At 68.5% G+C, this 16,541-nt stretch carries 19 protein-coding genes and 1 pseudogene; 9 read left to right on the top strand and 11 right to left on the bottom strand.

Annotated elements, in window-relative coordinates; all coding sequences use genetic code 11:
* Positions 1-784: 784 nt before the first annotated feature.
* The 5 genes and pseudogenes from ACIBL4_RS39045 to ACIBL4_RS39025 form a co-directional block, all read right to left on the bottom strand.
* Entirely contained in the window at positions 785-2,260 is a 1,476-nt protein-coding gene (locus tag ACIBL4_RS39045; protein ID WP_399416579.1) for an NF041680 family putative transposase, read from the bottom strand.
* Between the two features lie 182 nt (positions 2,261-2,442).
* Entirely contained in the window at positions 2,443-2,919 is a 477-nt protein-coding gene (locus ACIBL4_RS39040) for a hypothetical protein (protein ID WP_399416578.1), read from the bottom strand.
* Between the two features lie 60 nt (positions 2,920-2,979).
* Positions 2,980-3,974, bottom strand: a pseudogene (locus tag ACIBL4_RS39035) (transposase); the annotation flags it as partial.
* A gap of 39 nt (positions 3,975-4,013) precedes the next feature.
* Positions 4,014-4,703: a DUF6207 family protein gene (locus ACIBL4_RS39030; RefSeq protein WP_399416577.1), complete on the bottom strand. Its 690-nt coding sequence runs from the start codon at positions 4,701-4,703 to the stop codon at positions 4,014-4,016.
* Positions 4,666-5,118, bottom strand: coding sequence for an Lrp/AsnC family transcriptional regulator (locus ACIBL4_RS39025; RefSeq protein WP_399416576.1), 453 nt, complete (start codon positions 5,116-5,118; stop codon positions 4,666-4,668). The genes ACIBL4_RS39030 and ACIBL4_RS39025 overlap by 38 nt, the downstream gene beginning before the upstream one ends.
* A 147-nt stretch (positions 5,119-5,265) precedes the next feature.
* Here ACIBL4_RS39025 and ACIBL4_RS39020 point away from each other — a divergent pair, with 147 nt between their 5' ends.
* Together ACIBL4_RS39020 and ACIBL4_RS39015 are read left to right on the top strand one after the other, a co-directional pair.
* A complete protein-coding gene (locus tag ACIBL4_RS39020; protein ID WP_399416575.1) occupies positions 5,266-6,306 on the top strand; it encodes a DMT family transporter in 1,041 nt (346 codons plus the stop codon).
* A 369-nt stretch (positions 6,307-6,675) separates the two neighbouring features.
* Positions 6,676-7,272 carry a DinB family protein gene (locus tag ACIBL4_RS39015; RefSeq protein ID WP_399416574.1) on the top strand — a complete coding sequence of 199 codons (597 nt, stop codon included), beginning with the start codon at positions 6,676-6,678 and terminating at the stop codon, positions 7,270-7,272.
* Between the two features lie 431 nt (positions 7,273-7,703).
* Here ACIBL4_RS39015 and ACIBL4_RS39010 read toward each other — a convergent pair whose 3' ends face one another.
* On the bottom strand, positions 7,704-7,919 hold the full coding sequence (locus ACIBL4_RS39010) for a hypothetical protein (RefSeq protein WP_399416573.1): 216 nt from the start codon (positions 7,917-7,919) through the stop codon (positions 7,704-7,706).
* Between the two features lie 350 nt (positions 7,920-8,269).
* Between ACIBL4_RS39010 and ACIBL4_RS39005 the strand changes: the two genes are divergently transcribed.
* Positions 8,270-9,148, top strand: a complete 879-nt coding sequence (locus tag ACIBL4_RS39005) for a YwqG family protein (RefSeq protein WP_399416572.1) — start codon at positions 8,270-8,272, stop codon at positions 9,146-9,148.
* Between the two features lie 275 nt (positions 9,149-9,423).
* Complete coding sequence (locus tag ACIBL4_RS39000; protein WP_399416571.1) at positions 9,424-10,023, top strand: GNAT family N-acetyltransferase; 600 nt, start codon at positions 9,424-9,426, stop codon at positions 10,021-10,023.
* A 55-nt stretch (positions 10,024-10,078) separates the two neighbouring features.
* Here the strand turns inward: ACIBL4_RS39000 and ACIBL4_RS38995 are convergent, their stop codons facing one another.
* The 4 genes from ACIBL4_RS38995 to ACIBL4_RS38980 all read right to left on the bottom strand — a co-directional run bounded on the left by ACIBL4_RS38995 (position 10,079) and on the right by ACIBL4_RS38980 (position 12,446).
* Positions 10,079-10,330, bottom strand: a complete 252-nt coding sequence (locus ACIBL4_RS38995) for a hypothetical protein (RefSeq protein WP_399416570.1) — start codon at positions 10,328-10,330, stop codon at positions 10,079-10,081.
* A gap of 162 nt (positions 10,331-10,492) precedes the next feature.
* Positions 10,493-10,933 carry a VOC family protein gene (locus ACIBL4_RS38990; RefSeq protein ID WP_399416569.1) on the bottom strand — a complete coding sequence of 147 codons (441 nt, stop codon included), beginning with the start codon at positions 10,931-10,933 and terminating at the stop codon, positions 10,493-10,495.
* 110 nt (positions 10,934-11,043) lie between these two features.
* Positions 11,044-11,268, bottom strand: a complete 225-nt coding sequence (locus ACIBL4_RS38985) for a hypothetical protein (RefSeq protein ID WP_399416568.1) — start codon at positions 11,266-11,268, stop codon at positions 11,044-11,046.
* A 332-nt stretch (positions 11,269-11,600) separates the two neighbouring features.
* The gene (locus ACIBL4_RS38980; protein WP_399416567.1) at positions 11,601-12,446 is read right to left on the bottom strand and encodes an LLM class flavin-dependent oxidoreductase; all 846 of its coding nucleotides are present in this window, start codon (positions 12,444-12,446) and stop codon (positions 11,601-11,603) included.
* Positions 12,447-12,796: 350 nt separating this feature from the next.
* Between ACIBL4_RS38980 and ACIBL4_RS38975 the strand changes: the two genes are divergently transcribed.
* The 3 genes from ACIBL4_RS38975 (at position 12,797) to ACIBL4_RS38965 (ending at position 13,947) form a co-directional block, all read left to right on the top strand.
* Complete coding sequence (locus ACIBL4_RS38975; protein ID WP_399416566.1) at positions 12,797-13,135, top strand: hypothetical protein; 339 nt, start codon at positions 12,797-12,799, stop codon at positions 13,133-13,135.
* An 89-nt stretch (positions 13,136-13,224) separates the two neighbouring features.
* Positions 13,225-13,470 carry a hypothetical protein gene (locus ACIBL4_RS38970; protein WP_399416565.1) on the top strand — a complete coding sequence of 82 codons (246 nt, stop codon included), beginning with the start codon at positions 13,225-13,227 and terminating at the stop codon, positions 13,468-13,470.
* A gap of 45 nt (positions 13,471-13,515) precedes the next feature.
* Entirely contained in the window at positions 13,516-13,947 is a 432-nt protein-coding gene (locus ACIBL4_RS38965) for a hypothetical protein (protein ID WP_399416564.1), read from the top strand.
* A gap of 92 nt (positions 13,948-14,039) precedes the next feature.
* On the opposite strand, the gene ACIBL4_RS38960 is transcribed toward ACIBL4_RS38965, so the two are convergent.
* Positions 14,040-14,546 carry a hypothetical protein gene (locus tag ACIBL4_RS38960; RefSeq protein WP_399416563.1) on the bottom strand — a complete coding sequence of 169 codons (507 nt, stop codon included), beginning with the start codon at positions 14,544-14,546 and terminating at the stop codon, positions 14,040-14,042.
* Between the two features lie 319 nt (positions 14,547-14,865).
* Here ACIBL4_RS38960 and ACIBL4_RS38955 point away from each other — a divergent pair, with 319 nt between their 5' ends.
* On the top strand, positions 14,866-15,288 hold the full coding sequence (locus ACIBL4_RS38955; protein WP_279543532.1) for a DUF350 domain-containing protein: 423 nt from the start codon (positions 14,866-14,868) through the stop codon (positions 15,286-15,288).
* Between the two features lie 132 nt (positions 15,289-15,420).
* Complete coding sequence (locus ACIBL4_RS38950; protein WP_399416562.1) at positions 15,421-16,482, top strand: LacI family DNA-binding transcriptional regulator; 1,062 nt, start codon at positions 15,421-15,423, stop codon at positions 16,480-16,482.
* Positions 16,483-16,541 lie beyond the last annotated feature (59 nt).

The following is a 16,541-nucleotide window of genomic DNA, read 5'->3' as shown; positions in this document are numbered from 1 at the left end:
GCACCCCGCTACGACGTCGGCAAGACCGTCAAACGCCCCGAGACCCTCAAGGCCATCGGCAAGCCCGGAAGATCTTGGTAGATAAAGAACAAGCTGAGCAGGCGCTCCCATGTGCGGGTGGAACTGCCGTGCTGCTTGGCCAGGGCGGCTGCGAGGTGTGTGCGGGGGGGTCCCCGGGGATGCGGTGAGAGCTTCTGCGGCGATGTACAGGCGGGGGTCGCTTGTGCTAGCCCATCCCCCGATGTCATGTCCGACGGCCTGGTCAGAACCTCGAACACCTGATCATTTCTGAGCCTGGAAGCCTAACCGAGATGTGTCGGCGCGAACCTCCGCAGCAGTGCCGGGAGGACGACCACCGACGCGGCCGTCGCCGCGAACGGCCCCTGAGCTGCGGTGCTGTTGTTCACGGACTGCCGTTTGCGGCTGGTGACACGGTTCTTACCGGCACCCCTATGGGGTTCAGAAACAGGCTCTTACCTTGTCGTTTAACGTCGGCGTGAGATGAGTCGAGCGAGTGACTCTGTGGGCCAGCAGAGCCATTCCAGAAGAGGGCTGGTGACCACGAACCAGTGGACGCTGATTCGGCCCTGCTTTTTGTCCAGGACCAGTGGGGCTTCATCCCGGTAGACGTAGCGGAGGTATCGGCGACGGATCGGCGCTCCGGCTACCAGCAGCACTGGCGAGGTGACAAGGATGGCCACCGGGACCAGGGCCCTTGCTGTGATGAGCTTCGCTCTCTCCTCGTAGCGCATCCGCTCAGTGTGCTGATGCTCGAAGTCGTTTGTCAGCCTGTCCTGCGGGGTTTGGTGCCGATCTTGTGGTGGGCGGGTCGGCTGTATGCCTCGCCGGTGGCAAGGACTCTGCCCACGTCATGGCGGGTGGCTTGGCGGCGGTTCTTCGAACCCGGAGGGCGGCCTGGTCCAGGCCGGGACGGTTTCGGTGCACCGGCTGGTGACCCGGTCTTCGCGTGCAGGTTTCTGAAGCCTCTGCGGACGCGGGCGGGTGTCAGTCTGTTCGGTTCGGCCGGCTTCTCCCAAGGCCGCCGCAGGTCGGTGGCCAGTGGGCGGGCGAGCCGGAGCTGGGCATAGGCGGCGATCACCAACCATGTCCACCGGTCGGCCGCCTCCGAGTCGCGGAGCCGGGGCTTGGTCCAGCCAAGGGTCTGCTTGAACAGGCGAAATGTGTGCTCGATGTCGAAGCGGCGGAGGAAGGACTGCCAGCAGCGTTCGACGTCCGCTTCGGTGGCGCCGGTGCCTGACCACCACAGCCAGACCGGCTTGTTGACTCCACCGGACGGCAGCTTCTCCACGACCAAGCGGATGACTGTGCCCTCGATGAGGGGTAGTGGCCCGGCGTGGTCGAGCCATGCAGCCCGGCGGGTCAGCCGCGGGTGCAGCCGGTCCCACGCCTGCGCAGTCGCCTTCCCATAGAGCCGGGTGTCCGTAGTCGTCACGGCCTGCTCAGCGCCCCAGGTTGTGGGGTCGCCGAAGACGAACTCGCCGCCGTGCTTGGGCGGTCTGCCGCCCTTGGGGTTGGCCAGGCCGAACTCTTTGCGGGAGGGTGCCGGACGCCGCATCACGCGGTCCGAACGGAGCCGCCCGACGATTTCGACGGGCAGCCCCGCCAGCAGGTGGGCGATGCGCGGAGCGTCGTATCCCGCGTCCAGCACGACCAGGACCTCCGGGTCACCCGGTCGCCACTGGCCGGCGACGACCAGCCGCTCAATGACCTCGCGGACCTGCACCGTGGTCACCGCAGCGACATCGGCGCCGGGCTCCAGGCGGATCGCGTCCAGCACCGCCGTCCAGGACGTACGGCCGGTCTCTAGCGCGGCCACCACCGAGTACGGCCAGCCCGGGACCATCTGATGTTTGCCCTCGCCCCGGCCGAACGTGTGGCAAAAGGCCCGGTCAGCACACGTGTTGGCGTCCGGCCGCAGCCACGGCGAGACATCCACAGCCAGCACCAGCCGACCATCCGCCGCCCTCGGCAACGGCACCCCGACGAGGGCACGACGCAACCTCGCGACATCGATCCGCCCCTGGTTCAGCCCGCCGTACAGAGCCCCGTGACCACGACGGTGTTCAGGAGCGAGCGCGAGATCAACCAGCGTCCGCACTGGCCCGTCCGTGCACAACAGCGCGTCGCACAACTCGAACAACGCGTCGCCCCGCGCGGTCAGACACGCGTACAGCTCCGACCGGAAGTGTGACACTTCCGCGAACGCATCCCGCAGGACGCCCTGATGCACCAAACTCACGACCACGGCCTTCGCGCTGATCCACTCTGTGACGGAGCACAGGATCAGACGGAGGCCGCCTTCACGTCCGCTGGACTGCGAAACGCCGAGCAAGTTCGAGCCGCGTTCGACACCGGACCATAAACGACAAGCTTACCTTGTCGTTTATGGTCCGGCGTCGATCGCGACCTCCCGTGTGGATGTCAGTCCCACGCGTTGAAGAGCACTCCGCCCAACGTGGTGATGCCGTAGATGCGCACCTCACGCCACTCGCCCTGCGTGAGCACTGAGGTGTCCACGTTGGAGAGTGGTGTGGCGAGTTGTTCACAACCAAGGACCACGAAGCCCGCGTTGGCGAAAGTGTGAGCCCACGGCGGCGGGGCGAGGAACTCCTCTCCGTACCAGTCCCGACGCGTCTGGGCGAAGGCGATCCAGGGGTGATGAGCGTGACACAGGACGATGCTCTCGCCTGCGCGTGTGACGATCGTTGCGGTGTGGAAGGTCCGGGGGTATGCCTGTTCCTCCACCTCGCCCACTTCGCCTCCGACGATGCGGGCAGCGGCATACAGAGCGGCGCGGAACGCCCGCAGGTCAGTCTTTGGGAGTGGGCCGTCCTTCGGCCGGAAGAAACCTGTCGCCCCCCGCGGAAGTGTGAAGCCGATGTTCCCCTCGTTGACCATGCCGCTCATTTTGCCCGGCGCGAGGCGCATCGGTGGTCGTAGGTGTTGTGGACTGTCGGTTCATACCGCGCGTCGGGGTTTGGTGCCCACCTTGTGGTGGGCGGGGCGGGCGTAGGCCTCGCCGGTGGCAAGCACTCTGCCAACGTCATGGCGGATGGCCCGGCGGCGGTTCTTCGAGCCCGGTGGTCGGCCGGGGCCGGGTCCGGCCGGTTTGGGTGCACTGGCCGGGGAGCCAGCCTTCGTGCGTAGGTTCCTGAACCCGCGCCGAACCCGGGCCGGGGTGGGCTTGTTCGGTGGGGCAGGTTTCTCCCACGGCCGCCGGAGGTCGGTCGCCAGGGGACGCGCGAGCCGGAGCTGGGTGTGGGCGGCGATCACCAGCCAGGTCCAGCGGTCCGCCGCCTGCGGGCTCCGTCGCCGCGGCTTGGTCCAGCCCAGGGTCTGCTTGAACAGGCGAAATGTGTGCTCGACGTCGAAGCGCCGGAGGAAGGACTGCCAGCAGCGGTCGACCTCCGTCGTGGTGGCGCCGGTGCCCGACCACCATAGCCGGACCGGCGTGTTGACCCCGCCGCTGGGCAGCTTCTCGACGTCCACGCTGCCCGCCGGGTCAGACGCGGGTGCAGCCGGTCCCATGCCTGTGCGGTGGCCTTTCCATAAAAGCGGGTGTCGGTTACGGTCGTAGCCTGCTCTTCCCCTCAGGTGCCGGGGTCGCCGAAGACGAACTTGCCGCCGTGCTTGGGCGGGCGGCCGCCCTTGGGGTCGTAGACGCGCGGCGGTGTCGGCCGACGCATCACCCGGTCCGAGCGCAGACGGCCGAGGATCTCGACGGGTAGTCCGGCCAGCAGGTGCGCGATGCGCGGGGCGTCGTATCCGGAGTCGAGTACCACCAGAATCTCCGGGTCTCCCTCGTGCCACTGTCCGGCGGCAACGAGCCGCTGGACGACCTCACGCAGCTGGGCGGTGGTGACGGCGGCGAGATCGGTGCCGGGCGCCAGGCGGATCGCATCCAGCACTGCGGTCCAGGAGGTGCGGCCGGTCTCCAGCGCGGCCACGACCGAAGGGGCCTGGGCCACCGAGGCGGCACCGTTCAGCACGGTTCACGCGTCGCGGACCAGCAGCGCGAAGCCGCCTGCTCCGTGTGGGGTGAGCACACTACGCGCCCTAACGGCTGGGACGAGAACAGCGCCACCATCGCCGGCTCGCGCTGCGCCAAGGAGAACGTCGGCCGCTACCTGTCTCGAACTCCCCGAGCCGGTAGGGAGCGTGAGGCGTGAGCGGTGTGGGCGGCTGACAGCAGCACCATGCCCTGAGCGGTGTTGCCGACCGGAAGCGCCGGAGTGCTGGGGGGGGTGCCGCAGGCGGCACCCCGCGTGACGGCGAGGAGACGCCATCTTTTTGACGGTCCGACGCGTCACGGCCCGGCGCCACCCCGTGTGATGCGGCTGCGCCGACACCACGTCCGGGCCTATGGGCCGGCGCAGGTCGACGTAGCAGTGCAGGCGTACGCCAGGCTCGCCCGCGTCCCGGGTCGTGTTCTCCTCTGTCGCCGTTGCCGTCCGGTCGGCGAGCAGACTCTGGAAGGCGAACGCGGTAGCGTCGTCGGCGACCGCGACGTCGACGACGACCAGGCCCGACCTGCTGACGTGCGCCTCGTGGGCCGCCTTGAGGCGAACGACCTGCTGGCTGCGGCTGCCAAGGAGACCGCACCGCGGGCCCGGTGGCCCGCCGCGAGCGGCGTCCGCGCCGGTGTCACGCCGGACCGATGACCTTCTTGCGCATGTGCCCATAAACCACCGACGTCCGTACGTCGGCGAGTTCCGGGCGCTTCGCCAGCTTCTCCAGGACCACTGCGTGCAGATGGTCGGTGTCCCGGACGGCGACATGCACGAGGAAGTCGTCGTTCCCGGTGAGGACGAAGATCGAGATGACCTCGGGCATTGCCTCCAAGAAGGTCTGGAAGGCCTCGATCACAGCACGTGTCGGCGGGCGGACCCGTACGGCGATCACCGCCTGCAACCCACGGCCGATCGCCGCGAGATCTGCCTCCGCATGAAATCCCGTCAGGATGCCGCTCCTGCGCAGCGACCGGATTCGCTCCAGGCACGTGGACGGGGCGATACCGAGTTCCTGGGCCATGTCCCGGTTGGTGCGCCGACCGTCCTCCTGGAGCATCCGCACCAACGCCGAATCTAGTTCGTCCACGCTTGCCTCACTCCGCCGGATTCCGAAGGTAATTCGGACTCTCCGCATCACCTTCGATGATCTTGTTAGCCTCCAGCCTAGTCGGCCGATGTTTATTCGGTCACAGCGCAGTGGGCGGCAGTGGGCAGTAGAGAGGGGCGACTTGCTATGCGTAAACGAGGACCCACGGTGTGGGCGGTGTGTGCGGTCATGGCGGCCGCGCTGTTCTGGAGCAGTTCGTACGCGGTGACCAAGCAGGTGCTGGAGGAGGTCGGCCCGCTCAGTATCGGCGCCATCAGGTTCACCCTCGCGGCGTTACTCCTGGGCGTCATGGTACGGCTGAGCAGGCACCGCCCGGCCCGTCCGGACCCCCGGCAGCGGCGTCAGCTCTACGTGAGCGGGTTCCTCGGCATCACCGTGTACTTCATCCTTGAGAACGTCGGCGTCGACCTGTCCACGGCATCCGACGCGTCGCTGATCGTGGCCACGTACCCGCTGATGACGATGCTGGTGGAACTGGTGGTCTTCCGCACCCGGATGCCGCTGCCGCGTGTGGCGGGCGTGCTGCTGGCCACCGTCGGCGCCTTCCTCGTCGTACGCAACGGCGCCGAGGTCGGCGGCAGTTCGCGCTGGCTGGGGGACATCCTGCTGCTGCTCGGCGGGCTGGCCTGGGCCGGCTACAACGTGCTCGGCAAGCGCGCGAGCGCCGGCCAGGACGCCGCGAGCGTCACCTACTACCAGACCCTGGCGGGCGCGGCCGGTTTCCTGCTCGCGTCCCTGCTGGAGGGCGACGACTGGCGGATGCCGGGCGCGACCGCCTCATCACTGCTGGTCTACCTGGCCGTGGCCTGCTCGGTCGGCGGCTTCCTGCTCTACAACTACGGCCTGCGCAGGATGGCGTCGAGCGTCGCGGTCAACATCCTCAACCTGGTACCGGTCTTCGGCGTCATCGGCGCCGTCGTGATCAACGGGGAGTCGATCCGGCTCGCCCAGGTGACGGGCGGCGTGATCATCATCGTCGGGGTGGCGCTGGGCATGATCGAGCGGGGACAGGAGGTCACGGCGAAGGCCACGGCGAATCCGGGCGCGAGGGGGAGCGAGCCTTCCGGGACTGCGACCGCCCGGACTGCGGCAGAGGCGGGGCCCGTGCCGGACGAGCCCGAAGCGGCTGTACCGACCGCGCGTGGAGTGATCGACGGGGCTCGGTAGCCGTCAGGGGTGTCGCTGCGACAGTCTCCGGTGGTGTGGGCGGCGCCGTAGGTGATGGGCGGACGCGACGGACTGTGGGCCACGTCTGTCGCCGACACCCCGTCAGGCACATCAGGGATCTCAGTCCCGAATAGCGCATCCTCGGAATACTGCCCTCTCCACCAGTTGGACGGGGGTGTGGAGGCGGCGGAGTACCGGGGGTGGGTGCGCGAGCCGGAGCATGTGCGGCCGGTCGACGGCGTCGACTACGACCAGGTCGTCACCGAGAAGCTGTAGCCGCCGCAGCGGTCGGTCGTCCAGAGGTGCTCGGGGAGCGCCGGTCTTTGGGATGACTCCGGGCTGTCAGTGCCGGGTGGAAGACTGCCGGGCATGATCGAACCGAACCCGAAAGCGGAACTTCTCCGGTACCTGCAAGAGGCGCGTGATGCCCTGGTGTGGAAGCTCGATGGGCTCTCGGAGTACGACATCCGTCGTCCGCTGACCCCCACGGGAACGAACCTGTTGGGGCTGGTCAAACACGTCACCGGTGTGGAACTGGGGTACTTCGGCGACACCTTCGGACGGCCGTTCTTCGGCGAGGAGCCGCCGCCCTGGTGGTATACCGAGGAGCCAGAAGCCAACTCGGACATGTGGGCCACTGCTGAGGAGTCACGGGAACAGGTCGTTGGGCTGTATCGGCAGGCATGGAAGCACTCCGACAGCACGATCGCGACGCTGGCGCTTGACGCGATCGGTCACGTCCCGTGGTGGCCGGAGGAACGTCGAGCGGTGACGCTGCACCACATCCTGGTACGTGCGATCTCCGATACTCAGCGGCACGCCGGCCACGCCGACATTGTGCGAGAGCTCATCGACGGATCCGTCGGATATGTGCAAGGCAAGGACAACATGCCGCCAGGGGATCAGGCATGGTGGGAGGGCCACCGGAGCCGACTGGAGCGCGTGGCCCGGGAAGTCAACGGCTGATCTCTCCCTGCTGCCGACCCCACTGGCTCCGGGGTCGGCCATGCGGCGCCGTTCAGCTGGCCTGGGTTTTCGTCTTATCCCGCACCGCCTTGGTGTTGGACCACTTTGTTGCGGGGTTCACCGGCGTCGTGGTCCCGCGTGCCAGATCTTGCCTAGCGATGCCTCGCCGCGGAGCTTCCCTTCGACGGTGACGGTGGGTCACGCACTCGGTGATGGTGTCGCCGGTCGCGGGGATGGTGTTTGGGCATGCCTCGGCGGGTGGGGTCGGAACGGAGGGCGCCGCCCATGGTCCGGCTCGGCGCCCTCCCCTGTCCGTCGTCGGTCCTTGCGCTATGACCAGGGCAGGACCAGGGCGCCCCAGGCGATGACGGGGCCGAGGGCGACGATTCCGCCCGTGTAGCCGATGACCCGGCGGTAGAAGCGGCGGGTGTTCACCCGGCGGGCGTTGCTGAGGACAAGTGCTCCGTTGGTCGAGAAGGGAAGGTGTCGACGATCCTCGTGGAGACGGCGAGCGCGGCGATCGGTCCGGCGCCGCTGAGGTGGCTGGAGAGCAGCAGCGGTACGGCGATGGGGATGATCGCTGTGAGAATCGCGGTGGAGGAGGCGAAGGCGGGGGTGACGGCCACGGTGAAGCAGACGACTTCCACCGAAAACTCGCCAGCAGGAGGGTCGCCCTGGACAATCTGCTCGATCTGTCACGTCAGCAAGGCGCCGCGATCGCAGGTGCCCTGGCAGCCGTCCAAGCTGTACAGAGCGAGATCGATCGCCGTACCAACTGATCGGCGTCGCAGCGGCGCATGCGAGTGGACGCGCTGCGCATGTGCCGTGGAAGCGCTCGTGCACTCTGAGGGGGCCATGTCCGCGATACGCCTGCCGTCGCGGTCCTGGACGTTCGCCGCAACGACGTGCACGGCAAGGAGCAGGCCGAGGTCCGGCGCCGTCGTGGCACGACGTGAGCATCGCGCAATGACGGAGGCGCCTGTCAGTGGGTGCGTGCATGATCAGGCACATGATTCATGGATCTCCTGAAGCTCTGCGCCTTCTCGCTTCCGAGCACCTGCCTCCCGACGCAGCCGAGAAGTGGTTGGGGCTGTTGCGACCGTCCATACGACTTCGTGTAGCTGCGGGCTCGGGCAGCGAGGCCGGCCATCTCGGTGGTCGGCCGAAGCTTGCGGCTGGTGTGGACTGGCCCGTGTGGGAGGGACACGGGCCCCTCTCGTTCATTGCGTCGATTGATTGCGCGGCGCTTCCCGCCCAGACACTGGATATCGACCTGCCAAAGTCCGGGTCTCTCTTGTTCTTCCACTTCGACGGTCAGCTCGATGACGGCGATGCTCTTGTGCTGGCAGAGGACCGGAACAGCTGGGCAGGCGCGCGTGTGCTCTACGTACCGGAAAGCGCAGATGTTCCGGAGCGGGAAACGCCTGCGGAACTCCAGCCGTATCCACTCGTGCCGCTCGAGGCTCGGGTGGAGATGACTGCGGCTGAGCCCTGGCATCCGCGCATCCGGGATACCTTCGCCCCTGGCGCTCCGCTCGGGCAGCGCTATGACCATCCCGTATGCACTCAGGAGTTCCTCGACGCGCTGTGGGAGTTCGACGACACAGTGGGCCATCAGGTCGGAGGCCATGCGCACCCGGTTCAGAACCCGGTGGAGATGGAGATCGCAGAGGCTGTGTTGGAAGGGAAGGTGTCCTGGGAGGATCCCCGACTGTCGGAGGAGGCAGGCAGCTGGGTGCTGCTGGCGCAGTTCGACAGTGAGGAGGTCGCGGGCATGATGTGGGGTGACTGCGGTGCGTTGTACTGGCTGATCCGTCCGCAGGACCTGGCCGATCGGCGCTTTGACCGGGCGATGTTCACCTGGCAGTGCAGCTGAGGTCCGCAACAGATCAGATTCGGTGGACTGTTCGGCCCTCGGTTGATTACGCCGTAATCCGCGGGCCCAAGGATCCTCGCCCGGCTCGACATGTCCTCCGGCCGGCAGCCACAGGCCATCGGGTAGTGCGGGCGTCCAGCGCCGGTTGGGAGGACAGCGAGGACGCGCAGGCCGTGGGACGAGGGCCGCCGGGCGAGCTACCGTCAGCGAGGTGGTCGGCGACTGGACGTGCATCGGACTTCCGGCGGCTGACGGGGAACCACAGATCGCGGTGAGTGCGTCACGTGGTCGTGACGACTCCTCAGACGTTCTTGCGAGCTGCGAACCCCGACGACGTGGAAAGGATCACTGACCTGCATACTCTGGCCCGCACGGCGTACTACCAGGCAGGTGGACTGTCGTATGCGGACCTCGCTTCCCCCGAGTCGCGCTCCGGTCGGCAGGAGAGCTGGATGCGTGCCATCCAATCCGACGACCGGACTGTGTTGTGCGCGGAACGAGAGAGCGAGTTGGTGGGCATCTTGGCGATGGGCCCTCCCAATGACGCTGATGTCGATCCCGTATCTGCGGGTCAGCTCTACCAGGTTCACGTCCGCCCCGGCCTTTGGGGACTCGGCATCGGCAGCCATCTGCACGCGGCATTCGTGCAGTTCCTTCGCGACGCGTCACTGGCCACGGGCGTAGTGGAGGCATGGGAGCGCAACGGCCGAGCCCAAGCTTTCTACGCCCGGCATGGCTGGAGGCCGGACGGACACCACCGGCCTGGTCCAGGTAACGCGCGCTACGTTCGCATGCGCCTCAGCCTGGATCTCGAAGCACACCCCGGCCAGGGTGATCACCTCGCTGCCGAGCCCGGGGGCAGGAAGGGGTACTGATCCACCGGCACCCGCGCTGGTGTCGAAGCCAGCGAGCCGCTCGGCTTCACCCGGATCATGCAGGGCGAGTGTGGTGACGGACCGACCGGGCGCGGGCCCGGTCCCACCCTGTTGGCAGGGGTGGGCAGGCGTTCGCGCGGTGGGGTGAGCAGCCGGCGTAGATGCCGACCACGGTGACCGCCACGCACTGCCGGGTCTCGGCCAGGGTGGTGGCGTCCAGTCGCGTCAAGAACATGGTGGCGGTGGCGATCTCTTGGGCAGCCACGAGCGCATCGATCACCTGGCCGTCCTGCCGGCCTTCGATCACTTCGGATCCATGCGCTCGCCCAACAGCGTGCCGTAGCCGGGCATCCGGGCTTGCCGCACCACTGCCCCCGCACGGACAGGCGCGACCAGTGTCGGACGCCCGCCGGTCTCGGTGACCTCTTTGAGATCGGCCGGAGCGGGGCGCAGCAGCGGAAGTTCCTTCTCAGCGCAGTTGCTCGGCCAGTCCGACGATGATGCCCTCCGGGCCGCGGACGTAGCAGAGCAGGTAGCTGTCCTCGAACCGGGCGATCTCGCCGACGAGTTCGGCGCCGTGAGGGCGCAGGCGGGCAACGGTGTCTTCGAGGTCGTCGACGGCGAACATGACGCGGTGCGTGCCCAGAATGTTGTGCGGCCGGTTGCGCGGCCCGGCGCTGATCGCCGCGGGGCTGCGGTACTTCGCCAGCTCGAGCCGGCTGTGCCCGTCCGGGGTTCGGAGCATCGCGATGTCACAGCGGACGCCGTCGAGTCCGGTGCACTGGTCGGCGACGAGGCCCTCGACCTGCGCCCTGCCCTCCAGCTCCATACCGAGTTCCACGAAGAACGCGATGGCGGCATCCAGGTCCTCCACGACGATGCCGACGTTGTCCATCCGCTGAATCGCCATGCTGGTTTCTCCTTCTTCCATGGGCGGCCGGTGGTGGCCGCTGATGTCCCTGGGACGGAGCCGGTGGCACCTTCTCGACATCCTCAGACCGCCGAACTCCGAAGTCCGGTTCACGCGGCCGAAGTGATCGCTCGGGTGACGGCCGTGATCGCCGGGGCGGGGTGGCCGAAGAGGCGTGCCACGAGCACCCGGCGGATCTCGGGGGGTGCGCCGTCGACGCGTAGCAGGCTAGGCCCGATCGACATGGTGACCGACCTGCTGCAGTCGAACGCACCCAGCTCGGTTTCATTCGCGGCGGCCAGGACCGTGCGCGAGTACGGCCGCGTCGTGCTCATGGGCGGCGTCGGCATGCTCGGTGGTGACGACCTCGCACCCCCCTACTCATGGATCATGCGCAGCTCGATCACCGTGCGCGGGCAGTGGATGTACCCGCCCACAGCCAACGTCGGCATCATCCGGCTCCTCGCCGACCCGCCACCCTCACGAGCACAGGCGGCCAAGCGCTGCTGTTCGACGTGGACGAAGCCAGAGTTGCGGGGTTTCCGGGGCGGCCAGGGTGTGGCACCGAGCGGCCGCCCGCTTATCCCGAACCAGTGGCTCAGGGGGCGGGCGACACTGACCGCCGGGCACTTGCCCGACGACCGCTCGGATGTGCGCGCTTACGCCGTCACAGGACGTCTGCGAGGCGGTCTACCTGATCCGGGTCGAGGCCGTAGCAGTAGAGCATCACCTCGTCGGCGCCCAGGTCGGCGAAGTGGGCGATCGCATCGCGGATCTCGGTGGGCGTGGTGAGCAATCCGGCGACCATTCGGTCGGCCATGCCGGTGAAGGTGTAGTACGCGTGCATGTTGGCCCGGGCGTCGTCGATCACGTCTTGGGGGCCGAGGGCGACGTTGACCTGTGCGACGATGCGCGGTTCGCCGTCGCGGCCGTACTCCTTCCAGAAGGTGCGGACCGTGTCGAACAGGCCGCCTGCCCACGAGGGCGCAGCGGCGGCGAGGAAGCCGTCCCCCCAGCGAGCAACACGCTCCAGCGCGACCGGCTTGAATCCGCCGAAGAGCACCTCGGGGCCGCCGGGCCGGGCAGGCGAAGGGCCGATCGGGCCGACGCCGTCGCCGTACGGCTCGCCGGACCAGAGGCGGCGCAGCACCGTCATCTGCTCGTCGAGGCGTCGGCCTCGGGTGCGCTTGTCGATGCCCGTGACCTGGTGGTCGTCGTCCCGGCCGCCGATGCCCAGCCCGAGGACCAGGCGGCCACCGGTCATCCGGTCCAAGGTGGCGGCCTGCTTGGCGAGGAGGGCGGTATCGCGCAGTGGGGCGAGCAGCACCTCGGTCTGGACGCGGATGCGGGAGGTCGCGCCCGCGAGGACGGCCAGCGCGACCAGCGGTTCGGGGTTGTGGAAGACGAGCCGGTCCAGCAGGCCGAGTGTGCTGAAGGGTCCGGCGTCGGCGCGCTGGGCCCAGGTGAGCAGGGTGGTCGGGTCGCCGATGGGCAGACCGATACCGACGTTCATGAAGGAGACCTCCGAAAGGAAGGGTCGACAAAGACAGCTGCCGCCCCTCCGGCACCTCAGTGAGGTGGGACGCTCCCGCTCTGCGGCGTGCTTCTGGGGAACGTCTCGTCGAAGTGATCTGACCTTAGGACGACCCGTGTTCGTGGGACAAGCCAATTCTTGCCGCCACCCCCTGCCCCCGGCAGTTACAGGCAGGACGTCCCGGTGAGGCCTTCGTTTGAGCCCTTCGGTTGAGCCCTTCGGCCGAGGCTGGAGTGGTGCGCGGCCGACGCGCAGCGGGGCCAGGGGCGCGGAGGTATCGGTGCGGGCCGCCAATTGGGGTCCGTACCAAGGCCGGTGAGTATGGCGTGATGACTCACGCCATACCAGTGCCACTGCCGTCCGCGCTCGTCGAGCATCACGCTGTCGATCTGGGACGCAAGTACACCGACGGCTGGGGCGTGAGCGACGACGTCGCCACCACGCCCTCCGGCGAGAGCTACGCCCTCTACAGCGTCCACCGTCACACCTACGGCGTAGCGGACGACGAAGCCGCCCCGGCGACGGCCCACTTCGGCTACTCGCTGATGGCGAAGTACACGCCCGACGGGGCCCTGCCCGCCACCGCGGTCTCAGGGCAGAGCGAGTACCTGCGCCAGGACACGACTCTCGGCGGCCCTACGACGGGGCCGGGCAAGGGCCTGTGGTGAGCCAAGGGACTGTGCGTCCTGCCCGACGGGGCACTCGCGGCCACCGGGCCGGGAGACCACACCATCTGGTCACAGCGGACCTCACGGTGGTGACCGCGCACCACGGCATGCCGCGCCGCCGATACGACGACGGCCCACGCGACCCGTTCGCCACCTGGATCAGCACGACCCCGGCCGGCCGCCTGCTGTGCACGACCGGCGAGTACGGGCTCTACAACTACGGCGATCTGAGCGCGAACATCGTGTCGGTCACTGACCAGCCCCTCACCCCGACCTCGAAGCCGGCCCTGCGGGCCCTGGCATCCATGGAGCCGGGACCCGTCAAGCACACCTAAGCCGACCTGCGGCCGGACGTCCTGTTCAACGGCGAGCCGGTCGGCATGGACCACCGTCCTCGGCCCTCGCTGACCGAGCACCTCACCGCGCTCGATCACACCGCGCGGCAGTGGGACTGGCACTACGCCCGGCTCGGCCGGCCGGCGTACGTGAGGACCTGTTCGTCGTCCCGGTCTACGGGCACATCTACCGGGGCGGCAGCCGCGGCCGGCGGTTTCGCCTTCGTCCTGGTCAGCGACGAGGGCGAGATCGCCGGCCGGCTCGGCGGGATGCACCTGTACGGCGACAGTCCCTTCACCGGCTTCTGCTTCGAGATCGCCGCCGACCCGGTACGCGAGCGGATCTACCACCTCAACCGCTACGGGCTGTTCGCCTGGACGGCCACGGGAGTCCTAGCCCAACGACTGGACCTGGAAGAAAAACGGTTCAAGCTGCTCAAGCACTTCACGCTCATGGACTGCCGCCCCCACGGGTGAGCTGGTCCTCGGCCGGCTCGCCCGCGCGCGGCGTGACGGCCTGGGCCTTCAAGCTGTTGGGGTGAGGCCTGCTGGGCAGTGTTCCGCTCGCGTCAGTCCCAATCGTGTCCGTCTTCGGTGCGCCCGGCAGGGGTCCGGTACCGGGCGAAGCCCAGAAGGGAGTTCTGCTTCTCGGGCTCCGGCGATCGCGTGCCGTCGTGTTCCGGTCCCTCCTTTCGTCGGCTACGTCGCAGCATGATCGAGCGGAGCGACGAGCGGAACGCTGCCGCCGGCATCGCCACCACATCGGTGACAGCCAACGGAAGCCAGTCACCGCCTGCGGAGATACGGACCCGAAGCAAATCGCCCCACATCGCCGCCGGCAGCGGAGGCGGAGCGATCCCGTGCAAGGCGGCGAGTAGATCCGACCACGGTTGTGGGAGCGAAGCAGCAGGCATGTCCTCCGCCGGCGTTCCGGGCAGGACCTCCTCCAACACCATTGCGCCCGCTTCCTCGTCGACGGCCAGCACAGAGGGCACCCTGCCCGAGGCAACGAACCACCCCAGCATGCGCACCTGCTCGGCCAGGAGGGCCCGCTCCGGACTGATTCTCAGGACCACAGGCCTGCCGTCGGGCCAACGGCACCGCAAGGCGACCGACGAGGCACCGTCCGGGAGGGATTCACCGAGCGAAAGTCGCCACCCGCACGATGAGATCCGGCGTGTCAGCGCACGCACACGGCCTGACCCCTCGATCAGCGCGGCCGAGCGGACTCCGTCACATCACTGTCGGCGGAGTCCGCTCGCACTTCACTCCCACACGGACCTGACCGGCTCCGCTGTGTGGGGCGCCGATCAGCAGGCAGAACACATGCGCTAGATTTTGCCTCTCTTTGACCGCGATCACCCACGATCCCTACCCTTCGGAGTCGGCAACCCCATGAGCGACATCGTCAACGGACTCGGTCGGGCCACTGCGTACGGCGGCCTGGGGCTGGTCCTGTTGGTCCTCGGCATCGTCCTGGTCGACGTGCTGACGCCTGGAAAGCTCGGTCGGCAGATCTGGGAGCAGCGCAATCGCAACGCCGCCACGGTCCTCAGCTCCGCACTGCTCGGTATCGGCGGCATCGTGTTCACGTCCATCTGGACGACGTACGAGGACTTCGGCAAGGGGCTGGTCTCGACCGCCGCGTTCGGGCTGCTGGGGCTGGTGATGATGGCCGTGGCGTTCCTGGTGGTGGACCTGATCACGCCTGGGCGCCTGGGTGCGACGCTGGTCGAGGCAGAGCCTCATCCCGCGGTGTGGGTGACGGCGTCCTGCAACCTCGCTGTGTCCGCCGTCATATCGGCCTCCATCGCCTGAACCGCCGAGGTATTGCCCTTCCCGACCACCCGTGCTTAAGGTCACCCCGTTTGTCGAATCGATTCGATCGATTCGATTGATTCGAGGAAGAGGAAGCCGACGGCCCTGAGAAGGGCCGGGTGGGGGGCGGACATGGTCACGATCAAGGACGTCGCCGAGCGGGCAGGCGTCGCGCCGAGCACTGTGTCGTACGTCCTGAGCGGGTCGCGCAAGATCTCCGAGGACACCCGGCACGCGGTACAGGCCGCGATCGACGAGCTCGGATACCACCCGCGCGCGAGTGCCCGTACGTTGCGCAGCGCGCGGACCCGGGTGCTCGCGCTGGCCGCGCCGCGCGTGCCCGGGGCGTACCGGGCGATCGACGGGCGGTTTGCGATCGACGTCACCGACGCCGCCCGTGTGCACGGGTACGACGTGCTGCTGGTGACGGACAGCGACGGCGTCGGGGGGCTTCGCCGGGTGGCCCGCAGCAGGCTCGCGGACGCCGCGGTGCTGATGGCGGTCGAGGACCGTGACCCCCGTGTCGAGGTCCTGCGCGAACTGGGCTTCCCCGGTGCCCTGCTCGGTCACGACGATCACGCGGCGCTGCCCTGGACCGACCTCGACTGGGAGGCCGCCGTCGCCCTCGCCATGCGCGAGACCGCCGCTGCCGGCCACCGGCGGATCCTCTTCCTCTCGTCGGCCGAGCACGAGGTCGCCGCACGCCGCGGCTATGCCCTGCACGGTCTCGACGGTGCCCGGCGAGCGGCCGTGGAGACCGGGGCCGATGTCCGCGTGATCCCGTCCCACCGTGACGCGGACGTCCTCGCGCGGCGGTTGAGCCAGGCGCTGGCCGCGCCGCCCGTACCGACCGCACTGGTCGTCCAGCACCTGATCCTCCTCCCCCGCCTGCTGGACGCGGTGACGGCGGCCGGGTTGCGGATTCCCCACGATCTGAGCGTCGTGCTCGTCGGCAGCCTCCCGGACGAGCTGGGCGTCCGGCACCTGCCGCGGATCGATCTGCCCGTGGCGGAGATGTCCACGGCCGTGGCCCGGCTCGCCATCGACGCGATCGGACCCGGCCCCGGCGACCGGTCATCGACCGCGCGGGAGCCTGTCGCCGCACCTGCTTCGAGCATGCCCTCCAGCGCGCCGCACCATCTGATCCAGCCGCGGATGGCGGGGCCCGTCATCGCCCCGCCGTCGCCCGGCTGAGCACTCGGATCGCCCGTACGGCACGGCCCGCGACGCTCCCTCGCCGGACCACCGCATGT

This window comes from Streptomyces sp. NPDC050416 (assembly GCF_044458845.1).
Classification (GTDB): Bacteria; Actinomycetota; Actinomycetes; order Streptomycetales; family Streptomycetaceae; genus Streptomyces.
The sequence above is the reverse complement of the archived record's forward strand: the minus strand, read 5'-3'. Positions and strand labels throughout refer to the sequence as shown.